General features: G+C 58.7%; 16 protein-coding genes. 11 read left to right on the top strand and 5 right to left on the bottom strand.

The genetic code is table 11. The features are described from left to right. The first annotated feature begins 202 nt into the window (after positions 1 to 202). From acs to F8N85_RS09295, 5 genes are all read left to right on the top strand, one after another. Positions 203 to 2,140: an acetate--CoA ligase gene (gene acs / locus F8N85_RS09315; RefSeq protein WP_150803330.1), complete on the top strand. Its 1,938-nt coding sequence runs from the start codon at positions 203 to 205 to the stop codon at positions 2,138 to 2,140. Between the two features lie 38 nt (positions 2,141 to 2,178). Next, entirely contained in the window at positions 2,179 to 3,051 is an 873-nt protein-coding gene (locus F8N85_RS09310) for an oxygenase MpaB family protein (protein ID WP_150803329.1), read from the top strand. 115 nt (positions 3,052 to 3,166) lie between these two features. Beyond that, complete coding sequence (locus F8N85_RS09305; RefSeq protein ID WP_150803328.1) at positions 3,167 to 4,180, top strand: class I SAM-dependent rRNA methyltransferase; 1,014 nt, start codon at positions 3,167 to 3,169, stop codon at positions 4,178 to 4,180. 97 nt (positions 4,181 to 4,277) lie between these two features. Then, a complete protein-coding gene (locus tag F8N85_RS09300) occupies positions 4,278 to 7,196 on the top strand; it encodes a DUF748 domain-containing protein (RefSeq protein ID WP_150803327.1) in 2,919 nt (972 codons plus the stop codon). A gap of 2 nt (positions 7,197 to 7,198) precedes the next feature. Beyond that, a complete protein-coding gene (locus tag F8N85_RS09295; RefSeq protein WP_150803326.1) occupies positions 7,199 to 7,495 on the top strand; it encodes a DUF2845 domain-containing protein in 297 nt (98 codons plus the stop codon). A gap of 183 nt (positions 7,496 to 7,678) precedes the next feature. Here the strand turns inward: F8N85_RS09295 and F8N85_RS09290 are convergent, their stop codons facing one another. Both F8N85_RS09290 and F8N85_RS09285 read right to left on the bottom strand, forming a co-directional pair. After that, positions 7,679 to 8,035 carry a BON domain-containing protein gene (locus F8N85_RS09290; RefSeq protein ID WP_150803325.1) on the bottom strand — a complete coding sequence of 119 codons (357 nt, stop codon included), beginning with the start codon at positions 8,033 to 8,035 and terminating at the stop codon, positions 7,679 to 7,681. A gap of 342 nt (positions 8,036 to 8,377) precedes the next feature. Next, complete coding sequence (locus F8N85_RS09285) at positions 8,378 to 8,800, bottom strand: pilin (RefSeq protein ID WP_150803324.1); 423 nt, start codon at positions 8,798 to 8,800, stop codon at positions 8,378 to 8,380. Positions 8,801 to 9,024: 224 nt separating this feature from the next. Here F8N85_RS09285 and pilB point away from each other — a divergent pair, with 224 nt between their 5' ends. Genes pilB through yacG form a run of 5 tightly spaced genes read left to right on the top strand, consistent with a single transcriptional unit; the run spans position 9,025 to position 13,641 of the window. Next, the gene (pilB, locus tag F8N85_RS09280; protein ID WP_150803323.1) at positions 9,025 to 10,725 is read left to right on the top strand and encodes a type IV-A pilus assembly ATPase PilB; all 1,701 of its coding nucleotides are present in this window, start codon (positions 9,025 to 9,027) and stop codon (positions 10,723 to 10,725) included. A 3-nt stretch (positions 10,726 to 10,728) separates the two neighbouring features. Then, positions 10,729 to 11,946 (top strand): type II secretion system F family protein, encoded by a 1,218-nt coding sequence (locus tag F8N85_RS09275; RefSeq protein WP_150803322.1) that lies wholly within the window; start codon positions 10,729 to 10,731, stop codon positions 11,944 to 11,946. A gap of 2 nt (positions 11,947 to 11,948) precedes the next feature. Beyond that, a complete protein-coding gene (locus F8N85_RS09270) occupies positions 11,949 to 12,821 on the top strand; it encodes a prepilin peptidase (RefSeq protein WP_150803321.1) in 873 nt (290 codons plus the stop codon). Then, entirely contained in the window at positions 12,818 to 13,441 is a 624-nt protein-coding gene (coaE, locus tag F8N85_RS09265) for a dephospho-CoA kinase (RefSeq protein ID WP_150803320.1), read from the top strand. The genes F8N85_RS09270 and coaE overlap by 4 nt, the downstream gene beginning before the upstream one ends. After that, a complete protein-coding gene (yacG, locus tag F8N85_RS09260; protein ID WP_150803319.1) occupies positions 13,438 to 13,641 on the top strand; it encodes a DNA gyrase inhibitor YacG in 204 nt (67 codons plus the stop codon). The genes coaE and yacG overlap by 4 nt, the downstream gene beginning before the upstream one ends. Before the next feature lie 8 nt (positions 13,642 to 13,649). Here the strand turns inward: yacG and F8N85_RS09255 are convergent, their stop codons facing one another. The 3 genes from F8N85_RS09255 to F8N85_RS09245 form a co-directional block, all read right to left on the bottom strand. Further along, positions 13,650 to 13,865, bottom strand: coding sequence for a hypothetical protein (locus F8N85_RS09255; RefSeq protein ID WP_150803318.1), 216 nt, complete (start codon positions 13,863 to 13,865; stop codon positions 13,650 to 13,652). A gap of 72 nt (positions 13,866 to 13,937) precedes the next feature. Continuing rightward, on the bottom strand, positions 13,938 to 14,627 hold the full coding sequence (locus F8N85_RS09250) for an energy-coupling factor ABC transporter permease (RefSeq protein ID WP_150803317.1): 690 nt from the start codon (positions 14,625 to 14,627) through the stop codon (positions 13,938 to 13,940). A 172-nt stretch (positions 14,628 to 14,799) separates the two neighbouring features. Then, positions 14,800 to 15,732, bottom strand: coding sequence for a LysR family transcriptional regulator (locus tag F8N85_RS09245; RefSeq protein WP_150803316.1), 933 nt, complete (start codon positions 15,730 to 15,732; stop codon positions 14,800 to 14,802). Between the two features lie 121 nt (positions 15,733 to 15,853). Between F8N85_RS09245 and F8N85_RS09240 the strand changes: the two genes are divergently transcribed. Further along, positions 15,854 to 16,099 (top strand): DUF2790 domain-containing protein, encoded by a 246-nt coding sequence (locus tag F8N85_RS09240; RefSeq protein ID WP_150803315.1) that lies wholly within the window; start codon positions 15,854 to 15,856, stop codon positions 16,097 to 16,099. Positions 16,100 to 16,111 lie beyond the last annotated feature (12 nt).

Genomic DNA, 16,111 nt, shown 5'->3' with positions numbered 1-16,111 from the left:
GCCCGCCCCTGCAGTTTGCAGCTTACGACAGTTCCTACGGCACCGGGTTGACCGCAAAATCGGTGGCGTGCTCGGTCCCTGTAGGAGCTGCCGAAGGCTGCGATCTTTTGACGTTGAAGATCAAAAGATCGCAGCCTTCGGCAGCTCCTACGAGGGTCGCACAGCTCCCCTCTTGTCGCAAAAACAAGAATAAGGAACCGTCATGATCGATATCAGCCAATTTCCTGAAGCCGATGCCGTCCGCCGGGCTGCACAACTGAGTCAGGACGACTACCAGCGGCTGTACCGCCAATCCATCGAGCAACCCGATATCTTCTGGGCCGAACAGGCCACGCGCTTTCTCGACTGGTCGACACCGTGGCAAAGCGTGCAACAGGCGGACCTGAAAACCGGTGCGGCAAGTTGGTTTGCCGGCGCTCAGTTGAACGTCAGTTACAACTGCATCGACCGCCATCTGGAACAGCGCGGCGATCAGGTCGCAATCATCTGGGAAGGCGACGACCCCGTCGAATCGGCGCAGATTACCTACAAAAAACTCCATCACAACGTCTGCCGGCTGGCCAATGTGCTGAAAAGTCGCGGCGTGAAAAAAGGCGACCGGGTCTGCATCTACATGCCGATGATCCCCGAAGCCGCTTATGCCATGCTCGCCTGCACGCGGATTGGTGCGGTGCACTCGGTGGTCTTTGGCGGTTTTTCCCCGGATTCCCTGCGCGACCGGATTCTCGACGCCGACTGCCGCACAGTGATCACCGCCGATGAAGGCGTACGTGGCGGCAAATTCATCCCACTCAAGCAGAACGTCGACAAAGCGCTGCTCAGTTGCCCGGACGTCAGCACGGTGTTGGTGGTCGAGCGCACTCAGGGTGAGGTCAACTGGGTCGAAGGCCGTGACCTCTGGTATCACCAGGCTCTGCGCAGCATGACCGATGACTGCCCACCCGAACCAATGGACGCCGAAGACCCGCTGTTCATCCTCTACACCTCCGGCAGCACCGGCAAACCCAAAGGCGTGCTGCACAGCACCGGCGGCTATTTGCTGCAAGCGGCGATGACTTTCAAGTACGTGCTCGATTACCGGGATGGCGAAGTCTTCTGGTGCACCGCCGATGTCGGCTGGGTCACCGGCCACAGCTACATTGTCTACGGCCCGCTGGCCAATGGCGCGACTACGCTGATCTTCGAAGGAGTGCCGAGCTACCCGAGCAGCTCACGGTTCTGGGAAGTGATTGACAAGCATCACGTCAATATTTTCTACACCGCACCGACCGCCTTGCGCGCCCTGATGCGCGAAGGACCGGGGCCGCTGAAGGAAACCTCGCGCAGCAGTCTGCGGCTGCTGGGCACTGTAGGCGAACCGATCAACCCGGAAGCCTGGGAATGGTATTTCAATGCCGTCGGCGAACAACGTTGCCCCATCGTCGATACCTGGTGGCAGACCGAGACCGGCGGCATCATGCTCAGCCCGCTGGTCAGCGCCAGTCGGGTCAAACCTGGCTGCGCCACCCAACCGATGTTCGGCGTGCAGCCGGTACTGCTGGACGATCAGGGTAAGGAAATCAGCGGTGCCGGCAGCGGCATACTGGCGATCAAGGCCAGCTGGCCAGCGCAGATCCGTAGCGTTTACGGCGACCCGAAACGCATGCTCGAAACCTATTTCAAACCCTACCCCGGTTACTACTTCACCGGCGACGGCGCCCGACGCGATGAAGACGGCGACTACTGGATCACCGGGCGTATCGATGACGTGATCAACGTGTCCGGGCACCGCATCGGTACCGCTGAGGTCGAAAGCGCGCTGGTGCTCCACGACAGCATCGCCGAGGCCGCCGTGGTCGGTTACCCCCATGACGTGAAGGGCCAGGGGATCTATGCCTTTGTCACGCCGATGAATGGCACCGAACCAAACGATGCCTTGAAGCAAGAACTGCTGGCCCATGTCAGCAAGGAAATCGGCAGTTTTGCCAAACCGGATCTGATCCAGTGGGCGCCGGCCTTGCCGAAGACCCGTTCAGGCAAGATCATGCGGCGGATTCTGCGCAAGATTGCCTGCAATGAACTGGACAGCCTTGGCGATACCTCGACCCTGGCCGATCCGAGCGTGGTCGAGGGTCTGATCGACAAACGCCTGAACCAATAACCCTGCGCGGCCGATGCCGCGCCTTCACCTGAGCGGTCATGGAATTCATTCGTCGTCGTATCGAAACACAGGTCATGAGCCTGACCGGCTTGTCCCTGGGCAAGCTCGACCTGGAAAACCCCAAGGGCGATCCCGGCCTGTTCGGCCCGGATTCGGTCAGCTGGCAAGTGCATGGCGACTTCAGCAGTATGTTGATCGGCGGCATCAGCGCCTTGATGCTACAGGCCCTGCATCCGCTGGCCCTGGCCGGTGTCTGGGATCACTCGAACTTTCGCGAGGACATGCTCGGCCGCCTGCGACGCACCGGCCAGTTCATTTCCGGCACCACCTTCGGCTCGCGGCAGGATGCCGAGTGGCTGATCGACAAGGTTCGCACCATCCACCTGCAAGTGGTCGGCACCGCGCCCGATGGCCGGCCTTATGCCGCCAGCGATCCGGATCTGCTGACCTGGGTGCATGTAGCCGAGGTCAGCAACTTTCTGGCGGCCCACCTGCGTTACCGCAATCCGAATCTGTCACTGGCTGATCAGGACCGCTATTACGCGGAAATCGCCCTGGTCGCCGAACGTCTTGGCGCCCGAAACGTGCCGCGCTCTCGAGAGGAGATCGCCGACTACCTTGCACGAATCCGCCCGCAGCTGTTGTGTGACCAACGCAGCCGCGAAGTGCTCCGTCTACTGCTGGACGCGCCTTCACCCAGCCAGTTGGCCAAGCCCTTCGGCGCGTTGATGATGCAGGCCGGTATCGACCTGTTACCGGACTGGGCCAGCGCCATGCTCGGTGTCAGCCAGGGTCCGGTGCAACGCCAGCTGATCCGTGCCGGCGTCAAGCGCAGTGCGCCGCTGCTGCGCTGGGCCGTGCGCAACGGCTCGGTGCATCGCGCCAGAAGGCGCATGGGCTTGCTGAGCTGAGAGCGGTTCATACCTGCGGGCTTGGCTCTATGCCCGAGGAATGTGCAAAGCCAAAGATTCCCATTGCCCTTAGCTGTTAAACTCTCGCGCCAAATTCCCCTGCAAGGCGCCCAGCATGTCTTCCTTGAATCAGGCGCTGCGCGCCGCTCTCGATCATCGCCAGGACCTGCTGGCTGAGCTGCATCGGCAAGGCACCGACTGCTATCGGCTGTTCCATGGCAGCCAGGAAGGCGCCGCCGGCCTGACTATCGACCGTTACGGCCCGCAACTGCTGGTGCAAAGCTTCCATCAGTCGCTGGAGCGCGACGCACTCCTGCAACTGCACGAAACCATCAATCAACACCTCGGCCTGCACAGCCTGCTGGTTTACAACGACCGTTCCAAGGGCAATTCGCGCATCGATCGGGACGACCCGGTCTACCGTGCCGAAGACGCTGCGCTGGAAGATCTGGTCGGCCACGAATGGGGCCTGAACTACCGGGTCCGTGGCCGCCACGCCGGGCAGGATCCGCTGTTGTTTCTCGACCTGCGCAATGCCCGCGGCTGGGTCAAGGAGCACAGCGCCGGCAAAAGCGTGCTGAACCTGTTCGCCTACACCTGTGGCGTTGGCTTGAGTGCTGCCGCTGGCGGCGCCAGGGAAGTGTGCAACCTGGACTTTGCCGAGGGCAACCTGGCGGTCGGCCGTGAGAACGGGCAACTCAATCCACAATTGCCGAAGATGCAGTTCATCCAGTCCGACTATTTTGCGGCGATCCGTCAGCTGGCCGGTTTGCCGATCATTCAGCGTCGCCACAAATTGCCGAGCTACCCACGCCTGGAACAGCGCCAGTACGACCTGGTCCTGCTCGACCCGCCAGCCTGGGCAAAAAGCGCTTTCGGCACCGTTGACCTGTTACGCGACTATCAAAGCCTGCTCAAACCGGCCCTGCTGACCACCGCCGAAAATGGCGTGCTGATCTGCTGTAACAACCTGGCAAAGGTCAGCATGGACGACTGGCGTGAACAGGTTTTGCGCTGTGCCGAGAAAGCCGGACGACCGGTGCGCGACTGGCAGGCATTGCCCCCAGGCAGCGATTTCCCGTCCATGGATCAGCAACCACCACTGAAAACCTTGATCCTGCAACTCTGATCCAGACAAGTCCTGCACGAATAAAGGCAGTTACTTCGGAACCGGAATCGCGTGCCATACTCCAACGCACTTCCGATCCAGATAGATGACGCCGCACATGCCCAAAGGATTGATCCGCGCCCTTGGCGCCTTGTTAACCGCTCTCGCCCTTTATAGCTTGCTGGGGTTTTTGATTTTACCGGGCATCGCCTTGCGGGTCGCCAATCAACAACTGGCCAACTACGCCACGGTACCGGCACGCATCGAGCGGATCGAGCTCAATCCGTTCAGCCTTGAACTGAACCTGTGGGGGCTGAAAATCGGTGAGCCGGGCAAGGAGCAAGTGGCGTTCGAGCGCCTTTACGCCAACCTGCAGCTTGATAGCCTGTGGACCCGTACCCTGCACCTGGCCGATGTCGAATTGCTCAACCCCAAGAGCGAGATCCTCTTCGCCAAGGACGGCAAGCTCAATCTGGTTCAGCTGTTCAAGCTCCCGGCCAGCGAGCCGACTCCGGCCGATCCGGACAGCAAGCCCTTTCCGCTACGCATCGAACGGATCAAGCTGGCCGGCGGCTACATGCACTTTCAGGATGTACGCCCCAGTGAGCCGATCGAGTTTCTCTATGACAAGCTCGACTTCGAGCTGAAAAATCTCAGTACGTTGCCCGACGATAACGCCGATATGACCCTGGTCGCCGTCGGCCCCAACGGTGGGCAACTTGACTGGACCGGTAACTTCAGTCTGGTGCCGATTGCCTCCGAAGGTAAGCTCAAACTCACCAACGGCCAGATGAAAGCCGTTTGGCCCTATGTGCGTGATGCCGTGCCGTTGGTCCTGGAAAACGGCGTTTTGAATCTGAGCACCGATTACAAATTCAATCTCTCCAAAGAAACCGAACTGCTCCTGAGCAACGCCTCGTTGAGCGTCGCGCCCTTCGCCATCAAGGCCCTGGATGGTCGGCCGCTGGCGCGTCTCGCACGGCTGGACATCAGCGAAACCACGGTCGACCTGGCCAAACAGCAGGTGGTGGTCGGCAAGATCCGTAGTCAAAAACTGGAACCCTGGGCCGCTCGCGAAGCCGATGGTCAGCTCGACTGGCAGAAATTGTTCGCCAGCCAACCGGCCAAACCCGTAGCGGAACCGGCGCCAGCCACTGCCTCGCCCAAGCCAGAGCCCACGGCACCGAGCAAGCCATGGCAGGTGCTGCTCAAGGATGTGCAATTGCGCGACTACCAGGTCCATCTGGTCGACCGCCAGGCGCAACCTGCGGTGGAGCTGGATCTTGGCCCGCTGAACCTGGACCTGCAAAACTTCGACAGCCTCAATCAGTCACCCTTCACCCTCAAACTCGATAGCGGACTGGGCAAGCAAGGCAGGCTCCAGGCCAGTGGCGAAGTTAATCTGAACCCGGTCAGCGCCAGGCTGCAGGTGCAGACCAAAGACATCGACCTGCGCGTCGCCCAGTCCTATATCAGTCCGTTCATTCGCCTGGAACTGCGCAGCGGCATGCTCGGCAGTGATCTGGCGGTCGATCTGAAAAGCACCGAGCCGCTGGCGTTCAACGTCACCGGTCGGGCTCAGGTCGATCAACTGCACACCCTGGACACCTTGAAGACCCGCGACTTCCTCAAGTGGCAGCAACTGGTGCTCGAAGGTTTGAATTACCAACATGGCGACAGCCTGTCGATTACCAGGGTCAACCTGTTTCAGCCCTATGTGCGCTTCATGATCAACGAGGATCGCACCACCAACATCGATGACCTGCTGATCCCGCAACCCACCGACAGCGCCAGCAAAGGCGCGGCGAAACCGGCCGCCAGCCAGGAAAAACCGCTGGGCATCCATATTGGTGAAATTGCCATCAACGATGGTTCGGCCAACTTCGCCGACTTCAGCCTGACGCCCAACTTTGCCACCGCCGTTCAACAACTCAATGGCCAGATCGGCACCATCGACAGTCGCCAGACAAAACCGGCGAATGTGGATATCAAAGGCAAGGTCGACCGTTACGCACCGGTCACCATCAAAGGCAGCGTGAACCCGTTCGACCCGATGGCCGCGCTGGATATCGCCACCAGCTTCAAACGCGTCGAGCTGACCACCCTGACCCCCTACTCGGGCAAGTTCGCGGGCTTTCGCATCCGCAAGGGTCGACTCAATCTCGACCTGCATTACAAGATCATCAAGGGCCTGTTGACTGCCGAAAACAAAGTGGTGGTCGAGCAACTGCAACTGGGTGAAAAGGTCGACAGCCCGGATGCCGTGGACCTGCCGATTCGCCTGGCGATCGCGTTGCTCAAAGACACTGACGGCAAAATCTCCATCGAGCTGCCCGTCAGTGGTGACTTGAACAACCCTCAGTTCAGCGTGATGCCGATTGTCTGGCAGACCCTGCGCAATCTGGTATTGCGCGCCGCTCAAGCGCCGTTCAAGTTCATTGGTGGACTGGTCAGCGGTGGCGGCTCCGAGGAACTCGGCACCGTGGCGTTTGCCCCAGGTTCCAGTGACCTGAGCAAAGACGCCGAATCAGCCTTGACCAAACTGGCCAATGCCCTCAAAGAGCGGCCAGCCCTGCGCCTGGAGATCGAAGGCACCAGCGCGCAAACCAGTGACGGCCCATTGATTGCAGAACAGCGGCTCGAACGTGAGTATCAGTACAACTATTACAAAATCCTCCAGCGTCGCGGTGACAAGGTCCCGGCCCAGGCCTCGCTCCTGGAGGTTCCGGAGGATGAGAAAGCCCCGCTGCTCGAAGGCATCTACCGTATCCGCCTGAAAACCCAGCCACCGGCCGAATGGAAACAACTAAGCCGCGATGAACGCACCGCAAAACTGCGCCAGGGTGTGATCAAGTTCTGGAGCGAAAGCGAAGTGCTCCTGCGCCAATTGGGACAAGATCGGGCCAGCAGCATCAAGGATTACCTGGTGGACAAAGGTCAGTTGGCCGATGACCGCGTGTACTTCATCGACGCCAGCCTTGGTCAGGCGCAAAGCGATGGCCGGGTGATCACGCCGCTGCACCTGGAGGCGGAGTGATCATGGGCGTCCGTTCGTTCATCGGCCTGGCATTGGCGCTTACCGCCAGCCAGGCGCTGGCGGCCGATACCCTGCGCTGTGGCAGTCAATTGATCAGCGTGGGAGACCGTTCCAGCGAGGTGATGCAGAAATGTGGCGAGCCGGCTTCCCGTGATGTTCTGGGCTACAAACGCAGTGTCAACAAACGTGAGGAGTTTCAGGTCGAAGAGTGGATATACGGGCCCAACAGCGGCATGTATCAGTATCTGCGCTTTGAAGGTAATCGATTGGTGCAGATCAACAGCAAGCGCGGCAACTGATACCTCCCCGCCATTCACCCGCAACTTTCCTGCCGCCCAAATAGAACAGGCCCCGACACGACTGCCGGGGCCTGTAATGACCACATCCTTGTGGTCTTTCGCATGAACTTTGAAGGGAAGACCGGCGTATTACTGGATCGCCTGCCGTCCCTCTTCTCCCGGTCCAGGCGAGAAGCTTGAACCTTACTCGGATTTCAGGCCATCAGCCGAAACCGCTTGAACACCTTTGATTTTCTTGGTGATAGCGACTGCCGTTGCTTTCTGTGCGTCAGTTACCGCGACAGTAGAGGACAGCGATACCACACCTTTGTTGGTCTCGACTTTGATGTCGGTACCAGGAATGCCTTTTTCGGTGAGCAGATCAGCCTTCACTTTGGTAGTGATATAGGTGTCGGAAGCAGCTTCCTCGACCTTGGTGACTTCACCTGCCGCGAGGACCATTGGCGCCTGAGTGGCTTGAGTGGTCTGGGCGAACGCAACGTTGGCCATAGTCAGGGTCAGAGCGGTAGCAGTTGCGGCAGCGATTGCGAACTTCTTCATACGAGTAACTCCTGTTTATCTAGAAATTCTGCGCCGTGTCACTGGGGCAGGGTTACTGGATATATTGCAGGCGCTGTGCCAACTACCGATCAAAAAATAAATACATATAAATCAATAGGTTACGAGATACGCAAAAATCCGGAATCGTGCAGATTGCATGACCCGTGCGTAATCTGCATGCAAGTTGCGGGTTTTCAAGAAGACCTAACGCCCTGAATTACCGACACTTTCCGGCGCATTCTTGGGGTCGGAAGCCATGACGGTAAAAAAACCGATCCAGTCGTCAACAAATAGTTAAAAAAATGCCCCATCAGGGACGGGGCATTTGAACCTGCATTACGGCTAAACCTTGGCCACGGCTGCCTCACAGGCTTTTGGAGCGTAATCAGCCGGCACAGTAGTGCCACAGGTCCAGACTCCGGTAGCGGAACGCGTGATGGTGATTGATTGGCCTAGCACTGGAGCTGGAGCATTCACGAACGTGCAAGCCATACTTCCTGTTCCATCAGCCGGTGTACCCGCCACTACGATGGTGCAATTGGATGTAGTCGCCGTACCACCAATCGTAGTTATGGTTGGCGTAGTACCCTGATTCATGTTGTCTTCAAACCCGACTTTAAGTGCGGTGATCTCTGCCAAACCGGCAGTGACTTTGGCTTTAGCTTGATACTTGGAGTAAGCCGGTAGTGCAAACGTGGCCAAGATGCCGATGATCGCGACCACGATCAACAGCTCAATCAAGGTAAAACCCTTTTGATTATGCATAGACAAGCTCCAAGCATTAAGTGAAGTCTCATGACTTTAACAGGTAAAAGCACAGCACATGCCAAGCCCTTTGGAGCCTTTTCTGTAGCCGCGCATAGGTGATGTCGCACCGCCATCACCGCGAAAACTGCACACACTGAGGTTTTTTGTCACCCAACCTCCGCGATTAGGCTCATCCGCCGGACTAGGCTATAAGTCTTTGACTGTTTGCGGTTGGTACTCGAATGAATGACATCGCCCTTTCCGGTCTGGCCAAGCAATTGGTGCTGGCCGAGTTGCTCACCGACAAAGGCGCGCAACATGCGTCTCAGCAGGCCCAGCGCAGTCACCTGTCCCTGGTGACCTACCTGGTGCAGAACAAGCTGGTCAAAAGCCGGCAAGTGGCACGCATCGCCTCTGAACATTTTGGTATGGCCTTCCTTGACCTGAGTTGCCTCGACAAGGAAACCCAGCCTCGCGGTCTGATCAGCGAGAAGCTGGCGCGTCAACATCAGGCCCTGCCCCTCTGGCGGCGTGGCAACAAATTGTTTGTCGGCATTTCCGACCCGACCAATCATCAAGCTATCAACGATATCCAGTTCAGTACCGGGCTGACCACCGAAGCCATCCTGGTCGAAGATGACAAGCTCAGCGACGCCATCGACAGGTTCTTCGACACACCGTCCAGCAGCCTGGATGAACTGGCCGATGTCGATCTGGATGGCCTGGACATCGAGTCGGCCGATGACAAAAAACCCGATGCGATTGCCGGACAAGACGCTGACGATGCGCCCGTGGTGCGCTTCGTCCACAAGATGCTGCTGGACGCAATCAAAGGCGGCTCCTCGGATTTGCATTTCGAACCCTATGAAAAGCTCTACCGGGTCCGTCTGCGTACCGATGGCATTCTGCGCGAGATCGCCAGACCGCCCATCCACCTCGCGGGCAGGATCGCCGCGCGCCTGAAGGTCATGGCCAGCCTGGATATCTCCGAACGCCGCAAGCCCCAGGACGGGCGGATCAAAATGCGCATCTCGAACAGCAAGTCCATCGACTTGCGGGTCAACACCCTGCCGACGCTCTGGGGCGAAAAGGTCGTGATGCGGATTCTCGACCCGTCCAATGCGCAGATGGGCATTGATGCCCTCGGCTATGAGCCCGACCAGAAAGACCTGTACATGACCGCGCTGAAACAGCCTCAGGGGTTGATTCTGGTCACCGGGCCGACGGGGTCAGGCAAGACCATTTCGCTGTATACCGGACTCAACATCCTCAATACCGTGGACATCAATATCTCCACCGTCGAGGACCCGGTCGAGATCAACATGGAAGGCATCAACCAGGTCAACGTCAATCCCAAGCAGGGGCTGGATTTTGCCCAGGCCCTGCGCTCGTTCCTGCGTCAGGACCCGGATGTGATCATGGTCGGTGAAATCCGCGACCTGGAGACCGCCGAGATCGCCATCAAGGCGGCGCAGACCGGGCACCTGGTGCTGTCGACCCTGCACACTAACAGTGCCGCGCAAACCCTTACCCGCCTGCACAACATGGGCATTCCCGGGTTCAATATCGCCACCTCGGTGCACCTGATCATCGCCCAGCGCCTGGCCCGCAAGCTTTGTAGCGACTGCAAGAGCGAAATCGACGTACCGCACGAGACCCAGCGCAAGGAAGGCTTCGGTGAGGAACATATCGGCACGTTCAAGATCTATGAACCGGGCGGTTGCGATCATTGCAATGGCGGATACAAGGGCCGCGTCGGGATCTTTGAAGTGGTGAAGAACACCCATGACCTGCAACGCCTGATCATGGCTGAAGGCAATTCATTGGAGATCGACGCCCAGATGCGCAAGGACGGTTTCAACGACTTGCGTACCTCCGGCCTGCTCAAGGTCATGCAGGGTATTACCAGCCTTGAGGAAATCAACCGGGTCACCAAGGATTAATCAATGGCGGTCAAAGCAGTAAAAGTCAGTGTTTACACCTGGGAAGGCGTCGACAGGAAAGGCACCAGAATGACCGGTGAACTGAGCGGTCACAACCCGCCACTGATCAAGGCACAGTTGCGCAAGCAAGGTATTACTCCGGGCAAGGTACGCAAGAAAAGCAGCTCGATCTTCAGCGCTGGCAAACGGATAAAACCCCTCGATATCGCCCTGTTCACCCGTCAGATGGCAACCATGATGAAAGCCGGAGTGCCATTGCTGCAGTCCTTCGACATCATCGGTGAGGGTTTCGATAACCCGAACATGCGCAAGCTGGTGGACGAGGTGAAACAGGAAGTTGCCGCCGGCAACACCTTTGCCGCCGCGCTGCGCAAAAAGCCCCAGTATTTCGATGACTTGTACTGCAACCTGGTGGACGCCGGTGAGCAGGCCGGGGCCCTGGAAACCTTGCTGGAACGGGTGGCGACCTACAAGGAAAAGAGCGAAAGCCTCAAGGCCAAGATCAAGAAGGCCATGACCTATCCACTGGCGGTGATCTTCGTTGCAATCATCGTGACCGGCATTCTTCTGGTCAAGGTGGTCCCACAGTTCAAAACGGTATTTTCCGGTTTTGGCGCAGAGCTCCCGACCTTCACCCTGATGGTCATCGCCCTCTCCGAGTTCATGCAGGAATGGTGGTGGCTGATATTGATCGGGATCGCCGCCGTCCTGTTTGGTTTTCGCCATGCACGCAAACGCTCTCAACGCTTTCGCGACTGGCTGGACGTCAACCTGTTGAAACTGCCACTGGTGGGCGCGCTGATGTACAAATCAGCGGTGGCCCGTTATGCCCGTACGCTGTCCACCACCTTTGCCGCCGGAGTTCCGCTGGTCGAAGCCCTGAACTCGGTGGCTGGGGCCACGGGTAACGTCGTGTTCAAAAACGCGGTCAATCGCATCAAGCAGGATGTCTCGACCGGCATGCAGCTGAATTTTTCCATGCGCACCTCCGGGATCTTTCCGAATATGGCGATCCAGATGACCGCTATCGGCGAAGAGTCCGGCGCACTGGACGATATGCTGGAAAAGGTCGCAACTTATTATGAGGGCGAAGTCGACAATATGGTCGATAATCTGACCAGCCTGATGGAGCCATTCATCATGGTGATTCTTGGCATCGTCGTCGGCGGTCTGGTGGTTGCCATGTACCTGCCTATCTTCCAACTTGGTTCTGCGATCTGAATATGCCCTTGAGCGATTTTCTGGCCAGCTATCCGCTGGCCTTTGTTTTATCTGCGCTGGCCCTGGGCCTGATCGTCGGCAGCTTCCTCAACGTAGTGGTCTGGCGCCTGCCAAAAATGCTCGAACGCGAATGGCGAGACCAGGCCCATGATGTGCTGGAATTACCCGCGGATCCTCCCGGCCCGACCTACAACCTGCTGCTACCGCACTCCCAATGCCCGCACTGTGCTCACCGGATCCGGTCCTGGGAAAACATTCCGCTCCTCAGTTATCTGCTGCTCCGGGGCCGCTGTTCGAAGTGCAAGGCACCGATCAGCAAACGCTACCCGGTCACCGAACTGGCCTGCGGCCTTCTCAGCGCCTTCGTCGCCTGGCATTTCGGTTTTGGCTGGGAGGCGGGGCTTGCATTGATCCTGAGCTGGGGCTTGCTGGCGATGAGCCTGATCGACGCCGACCATCAATTGCTGCCGGATGTGTTGGTGCTGCCGTTGCTCTGGTTGGGACTGATCGTCAACAGTTTCGGTCTGTTTACATCGCTGCATGATGCGTTGTGGGGCGCGGTGCTCGGTTACCTGAGCCTGTGGTCGGTGTATTGGCTGTTCAAGCTGCTCACCGGCAAGGACGGCATCGGCTATGGCGACTTCAAGCTGCTGGCGATGCTCGGTGCCTGGGGCGGGTGGCAAATTCTGCCGCTGACGATTCTACTGTCATCCCTGGTCGGTGCCGTGCTGGGGCTGATTTTATTGCGCCTGCGTGAAGCGAAAACCTCGACGCCCATCCCTTTCGGTCCCTATCTGGCAATTGCCGGCTGGATTGCGTTGCTCTGGGGTGGTCAAATAACCGACTCCTATTGGCAGTTTGTCGGTTTCAAATGACTAGCTCTGTTCTCAAGCCCTGGATTCTTGGCCTGACCGGCGGCATCGGTAGCGGTAAAAGCGCCGCTGCCCAGCACTTCATCGATCTGGGCGTGCATCTGGTGGACGCCGATCATGCCGCCCGCTGGGTGGTCGAACCGGGGCGTGCGGCATTGGCGCAGATTGCCGAGCACTTCGGTGGCGGTGTGCTGCAGCCGGACGGCCAGCTGGATCGCGCGGCGCTGCGCAAGCTGATCTTCGAAGTTCCTGAACAACGGCTCTGGCTCGAATCCCTGCTGCACCCCCTGATCGCAAAGGAGATCGCCAGTCATCTGGCCCGTGCCGAGTCGCCTTATGCGATTCTGGTTTCACCGCTGCTGATTGAGTCCGGGCAGTACGCGCAGACTCAACGTATTCTGGTGATCGATGCGCCAGAACGGCTGCAAATCGAGCGAACCCTTCAACGCGACCAGACCAGCGAGCAGCAGGTCCAGGCAATTCTCAAGGCCCAGGCCAGTCGTGAGGATCGCTTGCGCCATGCCAACGATGTGCTGGTCAATGATCGCGATCTAAACTGGTTGCATAGCGAGGTCGAACGCCTGCATCACTTTTATCTTACTTTGCGTGGAGGCCAGTCATGAGCCAACCCCTGACCGTCGAATGCCCAACCTGCGGCGCCCCAGTGGAATGGAGCGCAGCCAATCCCGACCGGCCGTTCTGTTCGCAGCGCTGCAAACTGATTGATTTGGGCGCCTGGGCGTCTGAAGAGCACAAGATCCCGGTCAGCCCGGATGCCGAAGACGAGATGTTCTCGGAGGACTTCGATCCGCGTAGGCACTAATTATAAAATCACGGCCGCATAAACCCGTAGTCCTTGCCTTCGTCGAGGTTTTCGGCAAGAAACTGTAACTCATCCGCCAGATCCTCGAAACTGCGCACGCCCTTGCTCTGCTGCACCACTGCACTGAGCAAGGCGCGCAGGCTCAACCCCGGGTCAAAACCCACTTCCTGCGCCGAATCCAGACTTCTGTTCAGTTCCTGTCTTGCCCACTCATAGACACTCATGTTCATACTCCTGAAGATTTTCCAGAGCATGCAGGGCTGGAGGCGTTCGGGCCTTGATGTGGATCAAGGTCGTCACCGCCCTGGCTCGTCGTCCTTCCAGGGTGCCGACAGATAGCGGGTTCGATTGAAGGTCTCCAGCCATTCGGGGTAGAACACCACCAACGCACTGACCACCATGCCGTTGATAAAGGCCTCGGGAAAAATGATCAGCCACAGATAGCCGACAAAATCCTCCAGCCATTCCGGCATCGCGAAGCGCCCGTCGAACCACAACAGGCCGAGGGCCAGCAGCAGGCACAGCAACGCCGAGAGTGCCGCGGCAAAAAACCCCGAGCAAAAAATATACACGAAGGGATTACGCGGTTGCGCCCGCTCGACAAGGATTGCGCAACACTCGGTGACCAGCACCGGTAGCAGGACCAGCAAAGCGCCATTGATCCCGACGGCCGCCAGATCCTGACGGCCCAAAGCCACCAAGCCGAGTTGCGCGACCAGGCCGCCGACGATTGCCAATGGCCAGTCCAGCAGCAAGGTCACCGCGGTCATGCCGATAAAGTGATAGGACACGCCGGTATCGAAGTCCCGGCGCACCAGCCACAGCACAAACAGCGTGAACACCGTACCGAACAGCAGATGCTGACGCCGACGGTCAGTGAACAGTTCGACCCAGGGCGCTCGCAGCACCGCCCAGGCCAGCACCGGCGCATAAATCAGCCAGCCGACCGTGAGGGTTTCCGGCGCCAGCACCTGTGCACTGATCATGGCCAGGCGTGCTGCTGTGCCGCGCCCACGTTCAGCGCCGGCGCCCACATCGGCACAAGGCTCAGTAACACCACTGGGCAAAACTTCACGTCAGACTCCTCGCCGCACAGGAACATGTGGTCAGTCTACACCGCCCTTCCCGCCCTCTTCGATCAAGTCTGGCCCTGAACGTTCAGGCCCAATGCCGCGGATCGTTCATCACCGCTTCGTGCTCGGCAAACAACCTGGGCAACTCTGCCTTGAGAAAATCTACCCAGGTTCGAACCTTGGCATCGAGAAAGCTGCGCGACGGATAGACTGCATAGACATTGCGCTCCCGCGGACGATAGGCCGGCAGCAGGCGCACCAGCCGGCCCTCGCTCACCGGCTGCGTCGCGCTATAAAACGGCAGCAGACTGATGCCCATGCCGGCTTCGGAAGCCTTGACCATCGACTCGGCAACATTGCACTGAAAGGTCTTGCCGGGAATCACGCAGTGCTCACCCTGCTCGTCATGGAACAGCCACTGATCGCTGTACAACGGGTCAAGCATGCGTAAACAGCGGTGCTCATTCAGCGCCGCCGGGTTGCTCGGGACCCCGTGGCGTTGCAGGTACTCCCGTGAGGCGCAGGGCACGCTGTAGATCTGCCCGATGACCTGGGCGACAAATTGTGAATCAGCCAATTCCTGGGCAATCGAGATGACCACGTCATGACCTTCTTCCAGCAGGTCGGGATTGCGTTGCGAGAGGGTCAATTCGAACACTACATCGGGGTAGAGCTCTGAGTATCGAGCGATCAGCGGGGTAATCAATACACCCAGGGCGTTCATGCTGTGGACCCGCAAGCGACCGCTGGGTTTGAGATGAGCGCCGCGGGCTTCGGCAGTGGCCACGTCCATGTCCTCGAGTATCTGCCGGCCACGCAACAGAAATCGTTCGCCGGCGTCGGTCAGGCCCAGACGCCGGGTAGTGCGTTGCAGCAGGCGCGCTTGCACATGCTGCTCCAGATCGGCGACCAACCGCGAAACCTGCGCGGTCGATAAGTCGAGCGCCTGCGCTGCCGCGGTAAAACTGCTGCTGTCCACCACGCGGACGAACACCCGCAGGCTATTGAGCAAATCCATTATTTCTCCAGACGCTTTGACTGTTGCACTTCATGTAAGGCTGCATCAAGCAAAGCCCTCTTTATCCACAGCAGGCAAGGAATAAACTTCAAACATCGGAATCACCACAGAGAACAATGAAATGAAAAACTTGATCAGCCTGGTGCTGGCGGTCATGGCCACCTCGGTCATGGCGGCCGACAACGAGCAAATTCCGGCCACTACGTACAACCCTGCGCAGCCTCCGGATATCGCCAAGGTCATCTCGGTAACGCCCACTGCCAACGCCTGCGAAGTGGTGCCCGCGACCATGGTTTATGTCGATCACCAGGGTCAGACCCATCGCCTGGATTATCAGGTAATGGGCGGCTGCTCGGGCAGTTCTTGAGCAACGCCTGAA

Origin of the sequence: Pseudomonas fluorescens (assembly GCF_902497875.1) — a bacterium.
Taxonomy (GTDB): Bacteria; Pseudomonadota; Gammaproteobacteria; order Pseudomonadales; family Pseudomonadaceae; genus Aquipseudomonas; species Aquipseudomonas fluorescens_BR.
The sequence above is the reverse complement of the archived record's forward strand: the minus strand, read 5'-3'. Positions and strand labels throughout refer to the sequence as shown.

Coding starts and splice junctions, on each gene's coding strand:
- acs (WP_150803330.1), top strand. CDS start 203: ATGATCGATATCAGCCAATTTCCTGAAGCCGATGCCGTCCGCCGGGCT.
- F8N85_RS09245 (WP_150803316.1), bottom strand. CDS start 15,732: ATGGATTTGCTCAATAGCCTGCGGGTGTTCGTCCGCGTGGTGGACAGC.
- F8N85_RS09240 (WP_150803315.1), top strand. CDS start 15,854: ATGAAAAACTTGATCAGCCTGGTGCTGGCGGTCATGGCCACCTCGGTC.
- pilB (WP_150803323.1), top strand. CDS start 9,025: ATGAATGACATCGCCCTTTCCGGTCTGGCCAAGCAATTGGTGCTGGCC.
- F8N85_RS09290 (WP_150803325.1), bottom strand. CDS start 8,035: ATGAAGAAGTTCGCAATCGCTGCCGCAACTGCTACCGCTCTGACCCTG.
- yacG (WP_150803319.1), top strand. CDS start 13,438: ATGAGCCAACCCCTGACCGTCGAATGCCCAACCTGCGGCGCCCCAGTG.
- F8N85_RS09255 (WP_150803318.1), bottom strand. CDS start 13,865: ATGAGTGTCTATGAGTGGGCAAGACAGGAACTGAACAGAAGTCTGGAT.
- F8N85_RS09275 (WP_150803322.1), top strand. CDS start 10,729: ATGGCGGTCAAAGCAGTAAAAGTCAGTGTTTACACCTGGGAAGGCGTC.
- coaE (WP_150803320.1), top strand. CDS start 12,818: ATGACTAGCTCTGTTCTCAAGCCCTGGATTCTTGGCCTGACCGGCGGC.
- F8N85_RS09250 (WP_150803317.1), bottom strand. CDS start 14,627: ATGATCAGTGCACAGGTGCTGGCGCCGGAAACCCTCACGGTCGGCTGG.
- F8N85_RS09285 (WP_150803324.1), bottom strand. CDS start 8,800: ATGCATAATCAAAAGGGTTTTACCTTGATTGAGCTGTTGATCGTGGTC.
- F8N85_RS09310 (WP_150803329.1), top strand. CDS start 2,179: ATGGAATTCATTCGTCGTCGTATCGAAACACAGGTCATGAGCCTGACC.
- F8N85_RS09305 (WP_150803328.1), top strand. CDS start 3,167: ATGTCTTCCTTGAATCAGGCGCTGCGCGCCGCTCTCGATCATCGCCAG.
- F8N85_RS09300 (WP_150803327.1), top strand. CDS start 4,278: ATGCCCAAAGGATTGATCCGCGCCCTTGGCGCCTTGTTAACCGCTCTC.
- F8N85_RS09270 (WP_150803321.1), top strand. CDS start 11,949: ATGCCCTTGAGCGATTTTCTGGCCAGCTATCCGCTGGCCTTTGTTTTA.
- F8N85_RS09295 (WP_150803326.1), top strand. CDS start 7,199: ATGGGCGTCCGTTCGTTCATCGGCCTGGCATTGGCGCTTACCGCCAGC.